This is a genomic window from Pseudomonas sp. BNK-7, from assembly GCF_048072025.1.
GTDB lineage: Bacteria > Pseudomonadota > Gammaproteobacteria > Pseudomonadales > Pseudomonadaceae > Aquipseudomonas > Aquipseudomonas danubii.
The window spans coordinates 6,291,748-6,304,246 of the sequence record NZ_CP182252.1 but is presented as its reverse complement, the minus strand read 5'-3'; the positions used below and the strand labels follow the sequence as shown (position 1 = coordinate 6,304,246).

Below are 12,499 nucleotides of genomic sequence, written 5' to 3'. Positions count from 1 at the left end.
GGATCAGCCGCTATGACAAACCTACCCCCGACCGTTTCCATGGCGGACAAAGTTGCCCTGATCGACAGCCTCTGTGCCAAGGCGCGGATTCTGCCGGTGATCACCATTGCCCGTGAGCAGGATGTGCTGCCACTAGCAGACGCCCTGGCGGCAGGTGGCCTGACGGCCCTGGAAGTGACCCTGCGTTCGCAGTTCGGCCTCAAGGCCATCCAGATCCTGCGCGAGCAGCGTCCGGAACTGGTGACCGGTGCCGGCACCGTGCTTGATCCGCACATGCTCACCGCGGCGCAAGCGGCAGGCTCGCAGTTCATCGTCACCCCGGGTATCACCCGTGACCTGTTGCAGGCCAGTGTCGCCAGTCCGATCCCGCTGTTGCCGGGGATCAGCAATGCTTCCGGGATCATGGAGGGTTATGCCCTGGGTTATCGTCGCTTCAAGCTGTTCCCGGCTGAAGTCAGCGGTGGTGTGGCGGCGATCAAGGCCCTGGGCGGTCCGTTCGGTGAGGTGAAATTCTGCCCGACTGGCGGCGTTGGCCCGGCCAATATCAAGAGCTACATGGCCTTGAAGAATGTGATGTGCGTGGGCGGTAGCTGGATGCTCGATCCCGAGTGGATCAAGAACGGCGACTGGGCGCGGATTCAAGAGTGCACAGCCGAGGCCCTGTCTCTGCTGGACTGAAATTTTTACCTGATTCGTTGGTGTGTTCTACGGCTTTACGGTGCGCTTGGTCGGTGCACCGTTTTTTTTTGCCTGGAGAAAAAGCCTCGCCCCTCGCTTGAAGAGAGGGAGGCGTCACTGGTTGGCCAATTCGCCAAGGGCCCCGATCAAGCACTGGATGTGCTCCAGAGGCGTCACCAGCCCCGGGGTGATGCGGATGCAGGGGCCAAAACCGGCGCCGGTACGGGTTACGGCGAACAGGTTGTAGTCGCGCAGCAGGCGCTCCACCAGGGCTTGCTGGTCGGCGTGGCGGGTAAAGCGCAGGGCGCTGATGGCGCAGCACAGGCGCGGGTCTTTCGGGGTCAGGATTTCGATCCCTGGCGTCTCGCGCACGGCTTCGGTCCAGGTCGCGCGCAGGTAGTTCAGGCGTGCGCCCTTGGCCGCCGAACCGCCCATGGCTCGATGCTCTTCGAACACCAGGGGCAAGGTCATCAGCGCCGGGATGTTCGGTGTGCTGTAGGGCGTTCGGGCCCTGATGTCGTCGGTGGGGAAGTGGAACTCGCCCATGTCCGGGTCGATATCCTCCAGGCGTTCCGGGTGGATATAGATAAAGCCCAGGCTCAGCGGCGCGCCGATCCATTTGTGCAGGTTGAAACCAGCGAAGGCGATCCCCAGCTGGGGCAGGTCGAAGTCGATCTGGCCCAGGGCGTGGGCGCCGTCGAGAATGATGTCGACTTGGTGTCCCCGGGCGGCGGCGGCAATGGCCTGGACTGGCATGACCAGTCCGCTGCGATGGGTGACGTAGGTCAGCGGCATCAGCTTGAGTCGCGGGTAACGCTCGAACGCGCTTGTATAGGTGTCGAGCAGGCTGTCAAAACTGGCAGGGTGCTGGTGCTCGATTTCTATCACCTCCACACCCCGGTGACGGGCCAGCCAGCGCATCGCGCTTTTCACCGTGTCGTACTCCAGGTCGCTGAGCAGCACCTGGTCGCCGGGTTGCAGGCGGTTGTAGTTGCGGATCAAGGATTGCAGGGCGTCGGAAGCACAGCGAGTCAGGGCCACGGCATTCTCCGGGGCCTCCAGCAGTGCTGCCAGCTGGCCACGGATCTGCAGGGCCTCGATCTGTTCGAAGCGCTGGCGCACATGCACCGAGTTGCTGCGGTTCACCCACTGGATATTGTGTTGGTACTCCTCGGCCACCTTGCGCGTCATGCGCCCGAAATAGCCGTTCTCCAGATTGATCGGCCCAGGTTCGATGTCGAACTGCCGGGCGATTGCACGCCAATGGTCTTCGTCCTGGGCAAGGGTTGCTGCAGTCCTTGGCATGGTGGGCTCTTTTTCAGTGACGGGGCTTGGGTTTGCCGTGTTTGGCGCGCAGCGGGTCCAGCAGGTCGGACAGGCCGTTGTGATCGATCTCCTGCATCAGGGCCAGCAGGCCGCCGAGCTCACCCTTGGGAAAGCCCTCGCGGGCGAACCAATTCAGGTAGGGGCCGGGCAGGTCGGCCAGGATGCGGCCCTTGTACTTGCCGAAGGGCATTTCCCGGGTGATCAGCAGTTCAAGTGTCTCGGGGGTCATGGCGCAACTTTCGTGTGATTCGAACGCCATGGAAAATACAGGCATTCTGCATGCAGGCCAAATGACAGATCATGCAAATAACGCGGATACAGATTTTTAGTTAAAAGATAAATTATTGAAAATTAAGTAAAAAATATAAATTCAAAGTCTGGCATGGCGGGTGCAAAGGTTAATCCAGCAGTTAACCCAGCAGTTGACTCAACTCTCTCAACCCGCAAGGAACCAGAAAATGACTGACTTGAATAAAGAAGCAATTTCGGTGCTCAACAGCCTGATCGAGACCAGCAAGGATGGTCAGGAAGGGTTCAAGACCTGTGCTGAAGACATCAAGCACCCAGAACTCAAGGCGCTGTTCATCAAGCGCTCCACCGATTGCGCTACCGCCGCCGCCGAACTGCAGTCCGTGGTGCGCTCCATGGGTGGCGAACCGGAAACCTCCACCAGCGTCAGTGGCGATCTGCACCGTCGTTGGGTCGACCTCAAGTCACTGGTGACCGGCAAGGATGAGGAATCGGTGCTCAACGAGGCCGAGCGTGGCGAAGACCATGCCTTGAAGTCCTACAAGGAGGCGCTGGATAAAATCAGCAAGCACAACCTGGTGGGTATTCGTGATGTGGTAGAGCGCCAGTACCACGGCGTGCAACGCAATCACGATCAGGTCAAAGCGTTGCGCAACCAGGCTCGTGCCCGTTCGTAACGGCTAAAACCTGTCAAAAACGCCAGCCAGTCTGGCGTTTTTTTATGCCTGTGATTTAGTGCTGGACGGGAATTAGTTAGCTAGCTAATAATTAGCTCGCGCCCACTCGTGGCGATCCCGACTATGGTTATTCAGTCCTTCCGAGAGTCCTTGTTCGTGCCCATTACCTTGCAGGCCTTGCTTGCTCCCAGCCTTCCTGCCGTGCAGTTCGCGATCAAGACGCTGCTGGGTGGTGGCCTGGCGCTGTGGCTGGCGTTGCGTTGGGGCCTGGAGCAGCCGGCCTGGGCCCTGATGACCGCGTTCATCGTCGCTCAGCCGTTGTCCGGAATGGTGCTGCAAAAGGGGCTGGCCCGGCTGCTGGGGACCTTGGTTGGCACCCTTATGTCGGTGCTGTTCATGGGCCTGTTCGCCCAGACGCCCTGGTTGTTCCTGCTGGCCCTGGCCCTGTGGCTGGGGTTGTGCACCGCCAGTTCCACGCTGCTGCGCAGTGCCTGGTCCTATTCCTTCGTGCTGGCGGGCTACACCGTGGCGATCATCGCCTTGCCCGCCATCAGTCACCCGTTGACCGTGTTCGATCAGGCCGTGGCCCGTTGCACGGAGATCTCCCTGGGGATCATTTGCGCCACCGCCAGCAGTGCCCTGATCTGGCCGATGCGGGTAGAGCGACAATTGGCGGATCAGGCCCGCAGCGCCTGGCACAGTGGCATGCAGGCCGCTCGCGCCACCCTGGCCGGCGATGCCCTGGCGCGCAAGGGCCTGCTGGAAATTCTCGGGCGCATCGTCGCCGTGGACTCCCAGCGCGAACACGCCTGGTTCGAAGGGCCATCGGGGCGCCAGCGGGCCCGGGCTATCAGTGGCCTGAGCCAGAAGCTGCTGATGCTGTTGCGGATCTCCCGTTCGGTGCGGCGCCAGTGGAAACAATTGGACGCCGACGAAGCCCGGCAACTGCAGCCCTGGATGGATCGGGTTCAGGAAGCCCTGGCGGCGGCCGACAAGGCTGGTCTGCAAGCGCTGCGGCCGCGCCTGCAGGAAGCGTCCCATGAGCTTCAGATCAGCCCGGCGCAGAGCTTTTGCCTGGCGCGTTTTGCGTTGTTGCTGGATACCGCCCTGGCGGCAACCCAGGCCCTGGACGCGGTGCAGAAGGGGCGGGCGCCGGTGGAGCAACCGGCAACCCTGACTCCCCATCGTGATCTGTCGCTGGCCCTGGTATTCGGTGCCCGCAGTGCCTTGGCGTTTCTCACGGTGGCCAGCTTCTGGCTGGCCACTGCCTGGCCTGCTGCTTCCGGGGCCATGCTCCTGACCTGTGTGGTCTGCAGTCTGTTTGCCAGCCGTGAGAACGGCGCGCAGATTGGCATGAGCTTCATGCGCGGAATCTTCCTGGCGATTCCGGCGGCGTTCCTGGTGGGGCAGATCCTCCTGCCCCAATGGAGCGGCTTTGCGATGTTGGCCATGGCCATGGGCGTGCCGCTGTTCTTCGGCGCCCTGGGCATGGCCAAGCCACAGATAGGCGCCACTGCCACTTCGTTCTGCCTGCATTTCATCGTGTTGATTTCGCCGATGAACCGCATGAATTTCGATGTCGCCAGCTTCTTCAACAATGCCCAGGCCATGGTGCTGGGGGTGGGCGCTGCGGTACTGGCCTTCCATCTGCTGATTCTGCGTAACCCGGCCTGGCATGGCCGGCGCCTGCTGGCGGCGACCTTGAGTGATCTGGTGCGTTTGACTCGGCGCAACCTGCGGGGCGCGGAAAGCTGGTTCGGCGGGCGCATGGCTGATCGCCTGCTGCAACTGGCCCGGCATTATCCGGAGCTGCCGGAACAGGCCCGCAGTCGCTGGGACGATGGCCTGTTGGGCCTGGACGTCGGCGATGAACTGATGCACCTGCGCCTGAGCCTGGCGGTGGCCCAGGTGCCGGTGAGTGCGGCGCAGCGTGAGTATTTCGAGCAGTTGCAACGCATCCTTGAACAGGGCCCGGCCGGTCATCGCCAGGAAGCGCTGGTGGCGCCCAGTGCGGCCTTGCTCGACGCTTTGGACCAGCAGCCACCCAGTGACGCGTTGAAACTGGCCAAGGGGGCGGTGCTGCAATTGCAAAACAGCTGGCGCAGTTGGTGCCGGCAGCAGGAGGACAGTCATGGGGCTGCGTGAGTGGTCGTTGGGCGGGGTGCTGCTCAGCCCGTTTCTGATTTACGTGGTGCTGGCGCTGGTGGTCACCGGCGTGCTGCGAGTGCTGGTGCGAGTCACCGGATTGGGGCGCTGGATCTGGCATGAAGCCCTGTTCGATTGTGCCCTGTACGTCTGTGTATTGACGGTGATCACTGTGGTCCTGGGACCTTTATAAGGAGTTGATTATGCGTACACCCGTACGTGTCGTATTTACCCTGTGCCTGGTGGCGGTGGCGATCTTCGCCGGTTATCACCTGTGGCAGTACTACATGCTGACGCCCTGGACCCGGGACGCGCGGATTCGCGCCGACGTGGTGATCGTGGCCCCGGACGTATCCGGCTGGGTGCGCGAGCTCAAGGTGGCGGACAACCAGCCCGTGAAGGCCGGAGACTTGTTGCTGAGCATCGACCGTGACCGGTTCGAGGCGGCCCTGGAAAAGGCCCAGGCCGTGGTTCAGACCCGTCAGCAGCAATTGAGTCTGCGCGAGCACGAGGCCAGTCGCCGTGCGGCCCTGGGTCCCCAGGCCATCAGTGCCGAGCTGCGCGAGAACGCCCAGATCAACGCCGGCATAGCCCGGGGCGAACTGCGTCAGGCCCAGGCCGAGGCCAAGGTCGCGGAGCTCAACCTGGCCCGCAGTCAGGTGCGCGCGCCCCGTAACGGGCATATCACCAACCTGCGCCTGGCCGAGGGTAACTACGTCAATGCCGGGCAGCCAGTGATGGCGCTGATCGATGATTCGACGTTCTACGTCCAGGCTTATTTCGAGGAAACCAAGCTGCCGCGAATCCAGGTCGGCGACCCGGTAAAGGTCTGGCTGATGAGTGCCGGCGATGCCCTGCCGGGCCATGTGCAAAGCGTCAGCCGGGGGATCACCGACCGCAACGCCACCCCTGACGGGCAATTGCTGGCGGAGGTGGAGCCGACCTTCAACTGGGTTCGTCTGGCCCAGCGGATTCCGGTGCGGATCAAGCTGGACAAGGTGCCTGAAGGCATCAATCTGAGCGCCGGGATGACCGCCAGCGTGCAGGTCGAGGAGGGCAGTGGACGGTAGGAGACGGCTTGCTGGCGCAAGCCATGACGAGCAAAGCCTTCGCCGACAAGCCGGCTCCTGGAGGATTACGTGGGGCGCGGTTTAGCCAATGGTGATGGCCGGCAGGGTCGGCAGGGTCACGGTCTGTTGCTTGCGTGGGGCGAGGATCTCGGCTTCGCCGTCCACCACCAGCTCGTCGCGCTGGTTGAACACGCGAGTGGCGATGCGGACGCGGAATTTCGGCAGTTTTTCGAGGATTTCCAGGCGTACGGTCAGGGTGTCGCCAATCTTCACCGGCTTCTGGAAGCTCATCTGCTGACCGATGTAGATGGTGCCCGGCCCAGGCAATTCGCAGGCCACGGCGGCGCTGATCAGGGCGCCGCTGAACATGCCGTGGGCAATGCGCTCCTTGAACATGGTGGCGGCGGCGAACTCGGGATCCAGGTGCACCGGGTTGTGATCGCCGGACATGGCGGCGAACAGCTGGATGTCACGCTCCTCGACGGTCTTGCTGTACTGGGCGGTCTGACCGACTTCCAGGGCTTCGTAAGGGGTGTTGGTAACCTGGGTCATGTTGCTGAAATCCTCTGACAGGTAAATGAGCGCACTGACCGCGCCGTCGCTTACTCCGACCGTGGAGGCCGGCGGTGTTGCAGCGCTTGGTCCAGCCAGGCCAGTACGTCGTGGGTCACTTGATCACGGTTGCTTTCGTTGAACAGCTCATGACGTGCCTGCGGGTAGATATTGAGTTGCAGGCACTGGCTGCCGGCCTCGCGCAATGCGTTGGCCAGATCCTTGAGACGCTTGCCATCACTCACCGGATCACATTCTCCGCCCATGACCAACAACGGCAGGCCGGGATCGATCTGCGCCAGGTTGGAAATCTTGCTGATTTGTTGCAGGCCACCGAGCAGGTCGATCCACAGCTGGTTGGTGCAGCGATAGCCACACAGCGGGTCGTTCACGTACTTGTCGACTTCGGCCGGATCGCGGCTGAGCCAGTCGAAGGCGGTGCGATTGGGCTTGAAAGCCTTGTTGAAGGAGCCGAACGACAGCCACTCGATCAGTGCGCTGCGTCCCTGGCCGCCCTGGCGCCAGCGTTCGAACCGCGCGATCAGGCTGGCGGCGCGGTACAGGGCCACTGGCTGGAAGTTCGAGCCGCTGAGAATCGCCCCGTGGAGGCTGGCGCTGTGATGTTGCAGGTAGGCCTGGGCGATGTAGCTGCCCATGCTGTGGCCCAACAGCACGATGGGCGTGCCGGGGTGTTGCTGGCCGATGTGCTGGTTGAGGCTGGCCAGGTCGCCGACGACCTTGTTCCAGCCACCCTGGTCTGCGTAGTGGCCGAGGACCCCGTGTTCCGCGGTTTTACCGTGGCCGCGCTGATCCGGGGCATAGATTCCATAACCCTCGGCGCACAGGGCCTCGGCCAGGCGAGCGTAACGCCCGCTGTGCTCGGCCATGCCGTGGGACAGCAGGATGAGTGCCTTGAGCGGGCGCTCGGGCAGCCACAGGTTGACGAAGAGGCGTTGGTGATCACTCGTGGTCAACCAGAACGTGTCGTGGGTCATGGCGATTCCTTTGCACGAAGACGCTGCACTTTATAGCGTATCGCCGCGTGTGCGTCTGATGCGCACGCCTGTTGGAAGCAAGATTCATAAAATTAATGACACACTTGCGCATATTTGCCTGATTCACCATAGCTGCTAACGTCCGATGAGCCCCGCCGCTGATAGCGTTACAGAGGCGGCCCGGACCGTTCAGGTAATGAGAGGACAAGAATAATGCAACCTGATTTCTGGAATGATAAGCGCCCCGCCGGCGTCCCCAACGAGATTGACCTGGGGGCCTTCAAGTCGGTGATCGAGGTGTTTGAGCGTTCCTGCAAGAAATTTGCTGATCGCCCGGCCTTCAGCAATATGGGGGTGACCCTCACCTACGCCGAGCTGGAACGCTACAGCGCGGCCTTTGCCGGTTATCTGCAAAGCCATACCGATCTGGTTCCGGGGGATCGTATTGCGGTGCAGATGCCCAACGTCCTGCAGTACCCGATCGCGGTCTTCGGTGCGCTGCGGGCCGGTCTGGTGGTGGTCAACACCAATCCGCTGTACACCGCCAGGGAGATGCGTCATCAGTTCAAGGACTCAGGAGCCCGGGCCCTGGTCTACCTGAATGTCTTCGGGCAGAAGGTCCAGGAAGTTTTAGGGGATACCGATATCCAGTTCCTGATCGAGGCCAAGATGGGCGACCTGATGCCCACCGCCAAGGGCTGGTTGGTCAACATGGTGGTGGACAAGGTCAAGAAGATGGTCCCGGCCTATCACCTGCCCCAGGCCATTTCCTTCAAGAGTGCCCTGCGCCTGGGGCGTGGCCAGGGGATCAAGCCGCTGCAGGTGGGGCTCGATGATGTTGCCGTGTTGCAGTACACCGGCGGTACCACCGGCCTGGCCAAGGGCGCGATGCTGACCCACGGCAACCTGGTGGCCAACATGCAGCAGGCCCGGGCCTGCCTCGGCCAGCACGGGCCCGACGGTCATAGCCAGTGGCGTGAAGGGCAGGAAGTGATGATCGCGCCGCTGCCGCTGTACCACATCTATGCCTTCACCGCGAACTGCATGTGCATGATGGTCACGGGCAACCACAACGTGCTGATCAGCAATCCGCGGGATATCGGCGCCTTTATCAAGGAGCTGAAGAACTGGCGTTTTTCCGCCTTGCTGGGGCTCAACACGCTGTTCGTGGCCCTGATGGATCACCCGGAATTCAAGAACCTGGATTTTTCCAACCTCAAGCTGACCAACTCCGGTGGCACGGCCCTGGTCAAGGCTACGGCTGAGCGCTGGCAGAAACTCACCGGCTGCCGGATCACCGAAGGTTATGGCCTCACCGAAACCTCGCCGGTGGCCTGCACCAACCCCTATGGCGACCGCTCGCGATTGGGTACGGTCGGTCTGCCAGTGCCGGGCACCACCTTGAAGGTCATCGATGACCAGGGCACCGAGCTGCCGCTGGGCGAGCGTGGCGAGCTGTGCATCAAGGGACCACAGATCATGAAGGGCTACTGGAACAAGCCGGAAGCCACGGCCGAAGTGCTGGATGCCGAGGGTTGGTTCAAGTCCGGCGATATTGCAGTGATCGATCCCGATGGTTTCGTGCGCATCGTTGATCGTAAGAAGGACATGATCATCGTCTCGGGTTTCAACGTTTACCCCAACGAGATCGAAGATGTGGTCATGGCTCACCCCAAGGTCGCCAACTGCGCGGTGATCGGGGTGCCGGACGAACGTTCCGGCGAGGCGGTGAAGCTGTTTGTGGTGCCTCGTGAGGCGGGGGTCAGCCTTGAAGAGCTCAAGGCCTACTGCAAGGAGAATTTCACGGGGTACAAAGTGCCCAAGCACATCGTGCTGCGTGAGTCTCTGCCGATGACGCCTGTGGGCAAGATCCTGCGTCGCGAGCTGCGCGACATCGCCTGATCCCTGGCTTTTTCCATCGCGGGCAAGCCTGTTGGCTCAACGGGCTTGCCCGCGATGCATTCTGGGGGCGCAAAGGCCCGTGCCAGAGCGGAATTCAGGGTTGTAGAATTTTTACTCTAAAAATGACTATTAGAATGTCTTGAGTCATAAATGTGACTATTGAGGCCTTTTTTGGCTCTAGGCGGCCTTTTCCAAAGCTGCTACTCTCGGCGCGCTTTGTGACTTCTCGGCCTAAGTAAAAGCCAGACTCACCAACAATAGACACCAATAAAAAACACAGACAAATAATAATCGCATCAAATGCGGTGATGAATTCGCGTTGCTGAGGAGTGGGCTTCCATGATCGAAGACTTTTGGAAGGATAAGTACCCAGCTGGGATTGCTGCCGATATCAATCCTGACGAGTATCCGAATATTCAGGCGGTGTTGAAGCAGTCCTGCCAACGTTTTGCTAACAAACCGGCCTTTAGCAACCTCGGCAAGACAATCACTTACGGTGAACTGTACGAACTGTCTGGGGCCTTCGCCGCGTACCTGCAGCAGCATACCGATTTGCAGCCTGGCGATCGAATCGCCCTGCAGTTGCCCAACCTGTTGCAATACCCGATTGCGGTGTTCGGTGCTATTCGCGCCGGCCTGATCGTGGTCAACACCAACCCGCTGTACACCGCGCGGGAGATGGAGCACCAGTTCAACGACTCTGGAGCCAAGGCTCTGGTTTGCCTGGCCAACATGGCCCACCTGGCAGAGACCGTGGTCCCCAAAACTTCGGTCAAGCACGTGATCATCACTGAAGTGGCGGACCTTTTGCCCACCTTCAAGCGTGTGCTGATCAACAGTGTGGTCAAGTACGTGAAGAAGATGGTGCCGGCTTATCACTTGCCCCAGGCCGTCAAGTTCAATGAGGTGCTGAGCAAGGGCCACGGCCAGCCAGTACAGGAAGCCAACCCTGCCAGCGGCGACGTGGCGGTACTGCAATACACCGGCGGTACCACCGGCGTGGCCAAGGGGGCGATGCTGACCCATCGCAATCTGGTGGCCAACATGCTGCAGTGCAAGGCGCTGATGGGCTCCAACCTCAATGAAGGTTGCGAGATCCTCATCACTCCGCTGCCGCTGTACCACATCTATGCGTTCACCTTCCATTGCATGGCCATCATGCTCATGGGCAACCACAACATCCTGATCAGTAACCCGCGGGATCTGCCGGCGATGGTCAAGGAACTGTCGAAGTGGAAGTTCAGCGGTTTTGTTGGTCTCAACACCCTGTTCGTTGCCCTGTGCAACAACGAAGCGTTCCGCAAACTGGATTTTTCCGCGCTCAAAGTCACGTTGTCCGGGGGCATGGCCCTGCAACTGGCGGCCGCCGAGCGTTGGAAGTCGGTCACCAATTGCTCGATCTGTGAAGGCTACGGCATGACCGAGACCAGTCCGGTGGCCACGGTCAACCCGATCCAGAACATCCAGATCGGCACCATCGGCATTCCAGTGCCTTCGACCTTGTGTCGGGTGATCAACGACGCGGGCGACGAACTGCCCCTGGGGGAAGTGGGTGAACTGTGCGTGAAGGGCCCGCAGGTGATGAAGGGCTACTGGCAGCGTCAGGACGCTACTGACGAAGTCCTCAGCGACGGTTGGTTGAAGACCGGTGACATCGCCCTGATTCAGCCGGACGGCTATATCCGCATCGTCGACCGCAAGAAGGACATGATCCTGGTCTCGGGTTTCAACGTGTATCCCAACGAACTGGAAGACGTCCTGGCTTCCCTGCCGGGGGTCCTGCAGTGCGCAGCGATCGGCGTACCGGACGAGAAGTCTGGCGAGATCATCAAGATCTTCATCGTCGCCAAGCCAGGCGTGACCCTGACCAAGGAGCAGGTGATGGAACACATGCGCGCCAATGTCACCGGCTACAAGGTGCCCAAGGCCGTGGAGTTCCGCGATGCGCTGCCGACCACCAACGTCGGCAAGATCCTGCGCCGTGAACTGCGTGACGAAGAGTTGAAGAAGCTCGGCGTGAAGAAGTAAGCCGCAGCGTCCACAAAAAAGCCCCGCCAGTGCGGGGCTTTTTCATGGGCTGGTAACTTGTGCCGGCTTACTGCTGGAACTGGGCAAAGCTCACGCCGGTGCCGGCCGGGCGCACGTCCTTGAGGAAGGAGTCCTTGTCGGCACTCAACTCCAGGCTCAGGGCGGCCTTGCGCTTGCCTTCATTGCGGATCACCAGGCCTTCCATATTTTCCCGCAGGAACACGGTCGGCACTTTCAGGTGCAGCAACTGGTTGGTGTCCGGGGTGTGCAGCAGCAGGTGCACCCATTCGTACTGACCAATGGCCAGACGGGTCACCAGGATATCGAACCACCAGATATTGCGGTTGCGGTTCAGCTCCGCGAAATGGCAGTTGTTGACGCCCAGCACCGCACCGCCCAGTTCCTGGTTTCTACGGGCAATGGCCTGCTTTTTATCGAGTTTCATAACATTCCTACGGGGATTGGATCTTCAGTGCTTGGCCTGAACAGGTCGAGCATTCTCCCGGGTTGCCCGACAAACATAAAGGGCAACCTCGGGCCTGCGATGAAATGCCTGACGAAAAATAATTGAAACTCTGCGCAACGGCCACGAGTCAACCTTGGGTAACGACGCAAATCCTCTTTGTTTGATCAATGAATGTTCTACGGAGAAATACCATGGGCAGCACAGCAGATAAGGCAAAAGGTCTGGCCAACGAAGCCATCGGCAACGTCAAGCAGGGTGTCGGCAAGGCCACCGACAACACCAAACTGCAGGCAGAGGGCAAGTTGCAGGAGAAGAAAGGCGAAGCCCAGCAAGCCCTTGGCAAGACCAAGGATGCAGTGAAAAAGACCATCGACAAGGCCTGAATACGGGGCCCTCGATGATTCAACGCAG

General features: G+C 60.7%; 13 protein-coding genes. 8 read left to right on the top strand and 5 right to left on the bottom strand.

Annotation, left to right across the window (positions count from 1 at the left end; genetic code table 11):
- Nucleotides 1-12 precede the first annotated feature (12 nt).
- The gene (locus tag ACMGF8_RS28435; protein ID WP_102860608.1) at nt 13-678 is read left to right on the top strand and encodes a bifunctional 4-hydroxy-2-oxoglutarate aldolase/2-dehydro-3-deoxy-phosphogluconate aldolase; all 666 of its coding nucleotides are present in this window, start codon (nt 13-15) and stop codon (nt 676-678) included.
- 114 nt (nt 679-792) lie between these two features.
- Here ACMGF8_RS28435 and ACMGF8_RS28430 read toward each other — a convergent pair whose 3' ends face one another.
- Nucleotides 793-1,983 carry an aminotransferase class V-fold PLP-dependent enzyme gene (locus tag ACMGF8_RS28430; protein WP_207166424.1) on the bottom strand — a complete coding sequence of 397 codons (1,191 nt, stop codon included), beginning with the start codon at nt 1,981-1,983 and terminating at the stop codon, nt 793-795.
- A 13-nt stretch (nt 1,984-1,996) separates the two neighbouring features.
- Nucleotides 1,997-2,233 carry a DUF3820 family protein gene (locus ACMGF8_RS28425; RefSeq protein ID WP_025126856.1) on the bottom strand — a complete coding sequence of 79 codons (237 nt, stop codon included), beginning with the start codon at nt 2,231-2,233 and terminating at the stop codon, nt 1,997-1,999.
- 229 nt (nt 2,234-2,462) lie between these two features.
- On the opposite strand from ACMGF8_RS28425, the gene ACMGF8_RS28420 reads away from it, so the two are divergent.
- From ACMGF8_RS28420 to ACMGF8_RS28405, 4 genes are all read left to right on the top strand, one after another.
- Complete coding sequence (locus tag ACMGF8_RS28420; protein ID WP_102860610.1) at nt 2,463-2,930, top strand: ferritin-like domain-containing protein; 468 nt, start codon at nt 2,463-2,465, stop codon at nt 2,928-2,930.
- Between the two features lie 156 nt (nt 2,931-3,086).
- Nucleotides 3,087-5,075 (top strand): FUSC family protein, encoded by a 1,989-nt coding sequence (locus ACMGF8_RS28415; protein ID WP_416757993.1) that lies wholly within the window; start codon nt 3,087-3,089, stop codon nt 5,073-5,075.
- On the top strand, nt 5,062-5,268 hold the full coding sequence (locus ACMGF8_RS28410; RefSeq protein ID WP_102860611.1) for a DUF1656 domain-containing protein: 207 nt from the start codon (nt 5,062-5,064) through the stop codon (nt 5,266-5,268). Before ACMGF8_RS28415 ends, ACMGF8_RS28410 begins: the two co-directional genes overlap by 14 nt.
- A 10-nt stretch (nt 5,269-5,278) precedes the next feature.
- Nucleotides 5,279-6,145: an HlyD family secretion protein gene (locus ACMGF8_RS28405; protein WP_207166422.1), complete on the top strand. Its 867-nt coding sequence runs from the start codon at nt 5,279-5,281 to the stop codon at nt 6,143-6,145.
- 81 nt (nt 6,146-6,226) lie between these two features.
- Here the strand turns inward: ACMGF8_RS28405 and ACMGF8_RS28400 are convergent, their stop codons facing one another.
- Both ACMGF8_RS28400 and ACMGF8_RS28395 read right to left on the bottom strand, forming a co-directional pair.
- Nucleotides 6,227-6,697, bottom strand: a complete 471-nt coding sequence (locus tag ACMGF8_RS28400) for a MaoC family dehydratase (protein WP_011062855.1) — start codon at nt 6,695-6,697, stop codon at nt 6,227-6,229.
- A 50-nt stretch (nt 6,698-6,747) separates the two neighbouring features.
- On the bottom strand, nt 6,748-7,692 hold the full coding sequence (locus ACMGF8_RS28395) for an alpha/beta hydrolase (protein WP_102860613.1): 945 nt from the start codon (nt 7,690-7,692) through the stop codon (nt 6,748-6,750).
- Nucleotides 7,693-7,905: 213 nt separating this feature from the next.
- On the opposite strand from ACMGF8_RS28395, the gene fadD2 reads away from it, so the two are divergent.
- The gene (gene fadD2 / locus ACMGF8_RS28390; RefSeq protein ID WP_102860614.1) at nt 7,906-9,594 is read left to right on the top strand and encodes a long-chain-fatty-acid--CoA ligase FadD2; all 1,689 of its coding nucleotides are present in this window, start codon (nt 7,906-7,908) and stop codon (nt 9,592-9,594) included.
- A 339-nt stretch (nt 9,595-9,933) separates the two neighbouring features.
- Nucleotides 9,934-11,622, top strand: a complete 1,689-nt coding sequence (fadD1, locus tag ACMGF8_RS28385; RefSeq protein ID WP_102860615.1) for a long-chain-fatty-acid--CoA ligase FadD1 — start codon at nt 9,934-9,936, stop codon at nt 11,620-11,622.
- Between the two features lie 67 nt (nt 11,623-11,689).
- Here the strand turns inward: fadD1 and ACMGF8_RS28380 are convergent, their stop codons facing one another.
- Complete coding sequence (locus tag ACMGF8_RS28380) at nt 11,690-12,067, bottom strand: hypothetical protein (protein WP_102860616.1); 378 nt, start codon at nt 12,065-12,067, stop codon at nt 11,690-11,692.
- Between the two features lie 212 nt (nt 12,068-12,279).
- Between ACMGF8_RS28380 and ACMGF8_RS28375 the strand changes: the two genes are divergently transcribed.
- Nucleotides 12,280-12,471, top strand: a complete 192-nt coding sequence (locus ACMGF8_RS28375) for a CsbD family protein (RefSeq protein WP_102860617.1) — start codon at nt 12,280-12,282, stop codon at nt 12,469-12,471.
- Nucleotides 12,472-12,499 lie beyond the last annotated feature (28 nt).

Bases quoted from the DNA above. Each gene is read 5' to 3' on its own strand.
- ACMGF8_RS28395 (WP_102860613.1), bottom strand. From the start codon at position 7,692: ATGACCCACGACACGTTCTGGTTGACCACGAGTGATCACCAACGCCTC.
- ACMGF8_RS28410 (WP_102860611.1), top strand. From the start codon at position 5,062: ATGGGGCTGCGTGAGTGGTCGTTGGGCGGGGTGCTGCTCAGCCCGTTT.
- ACMGF8_RS28425 (WP_025126856.1), bottom strand. From the start codon at position 2,233: ATGACCCCCGAGACACTTGAACTGCTGATCACCCGGGAAATGCCCTTC.
- ACMGF8_RS28400 (WP_011062855.1), bottom strand. From the start codon at position 6,697: ATGACCCAGGTTACCAACACCCCTTACGAAGCCCTGGAAGTCGGTCAG.
- ACMGF8_RS28435 (WP_102860608.1), top strand. From the start codon at position 13: ATGACAAACCTACCCCCGACCGTTTCCATGGCGGACAAAGTTGCCCTG.
- ACMGF8_RS28405 (WP_207166422.1), top strand. From the start codon at position 5,279: ATGCGTACACCCGTACGTGTCGTATTTACCCTGTGCCTGGTGGCGGTG.
- ACMGF8_RS28430 (WP_207166424.1), bottom strand. From the start codon at position 1,983: ATGCCAAGGACTGCAGCAACCCTTGCCCAGGACGAAGACCATTGGCGT.
- ACMGF8_RS28380 (WP_102860616.1), bottom strand. From the start codon at position 12,067: ATGAAACTCGATAAAAAGCAGGCCATTGCCCGTAGAAACCAGGAACTG.
- fadD1 (WP_102860615.1), top strand. From the start codon at position 9,934: ATGATCGAAGACTTTTGGAAGGATAAGTACCCAGCTGGGATTGCTGCC.
- ACMGF8_RS28420 (WP_102860610.1), top strand. From the start codon at position 2,463: ATGACTGACTTGAATAAAGAAGCAATTTCGGTGCTCAACAGCCTGATC.
- fadD2 (WP_102860614.1), top strand. From the start codon at position 7,906: ATGCAACCTGATTTCTGGAATGATAAGCGCCCCGCCGGCGTCCCCAAC.
- ACMGF8_RS28375 (WP_102860617.1), top strand. From the start codon at position 12,280: ATGGGCAGCACAGCAGATAAGGCAAAAGGTCTGGCCAACGAAGCCATC.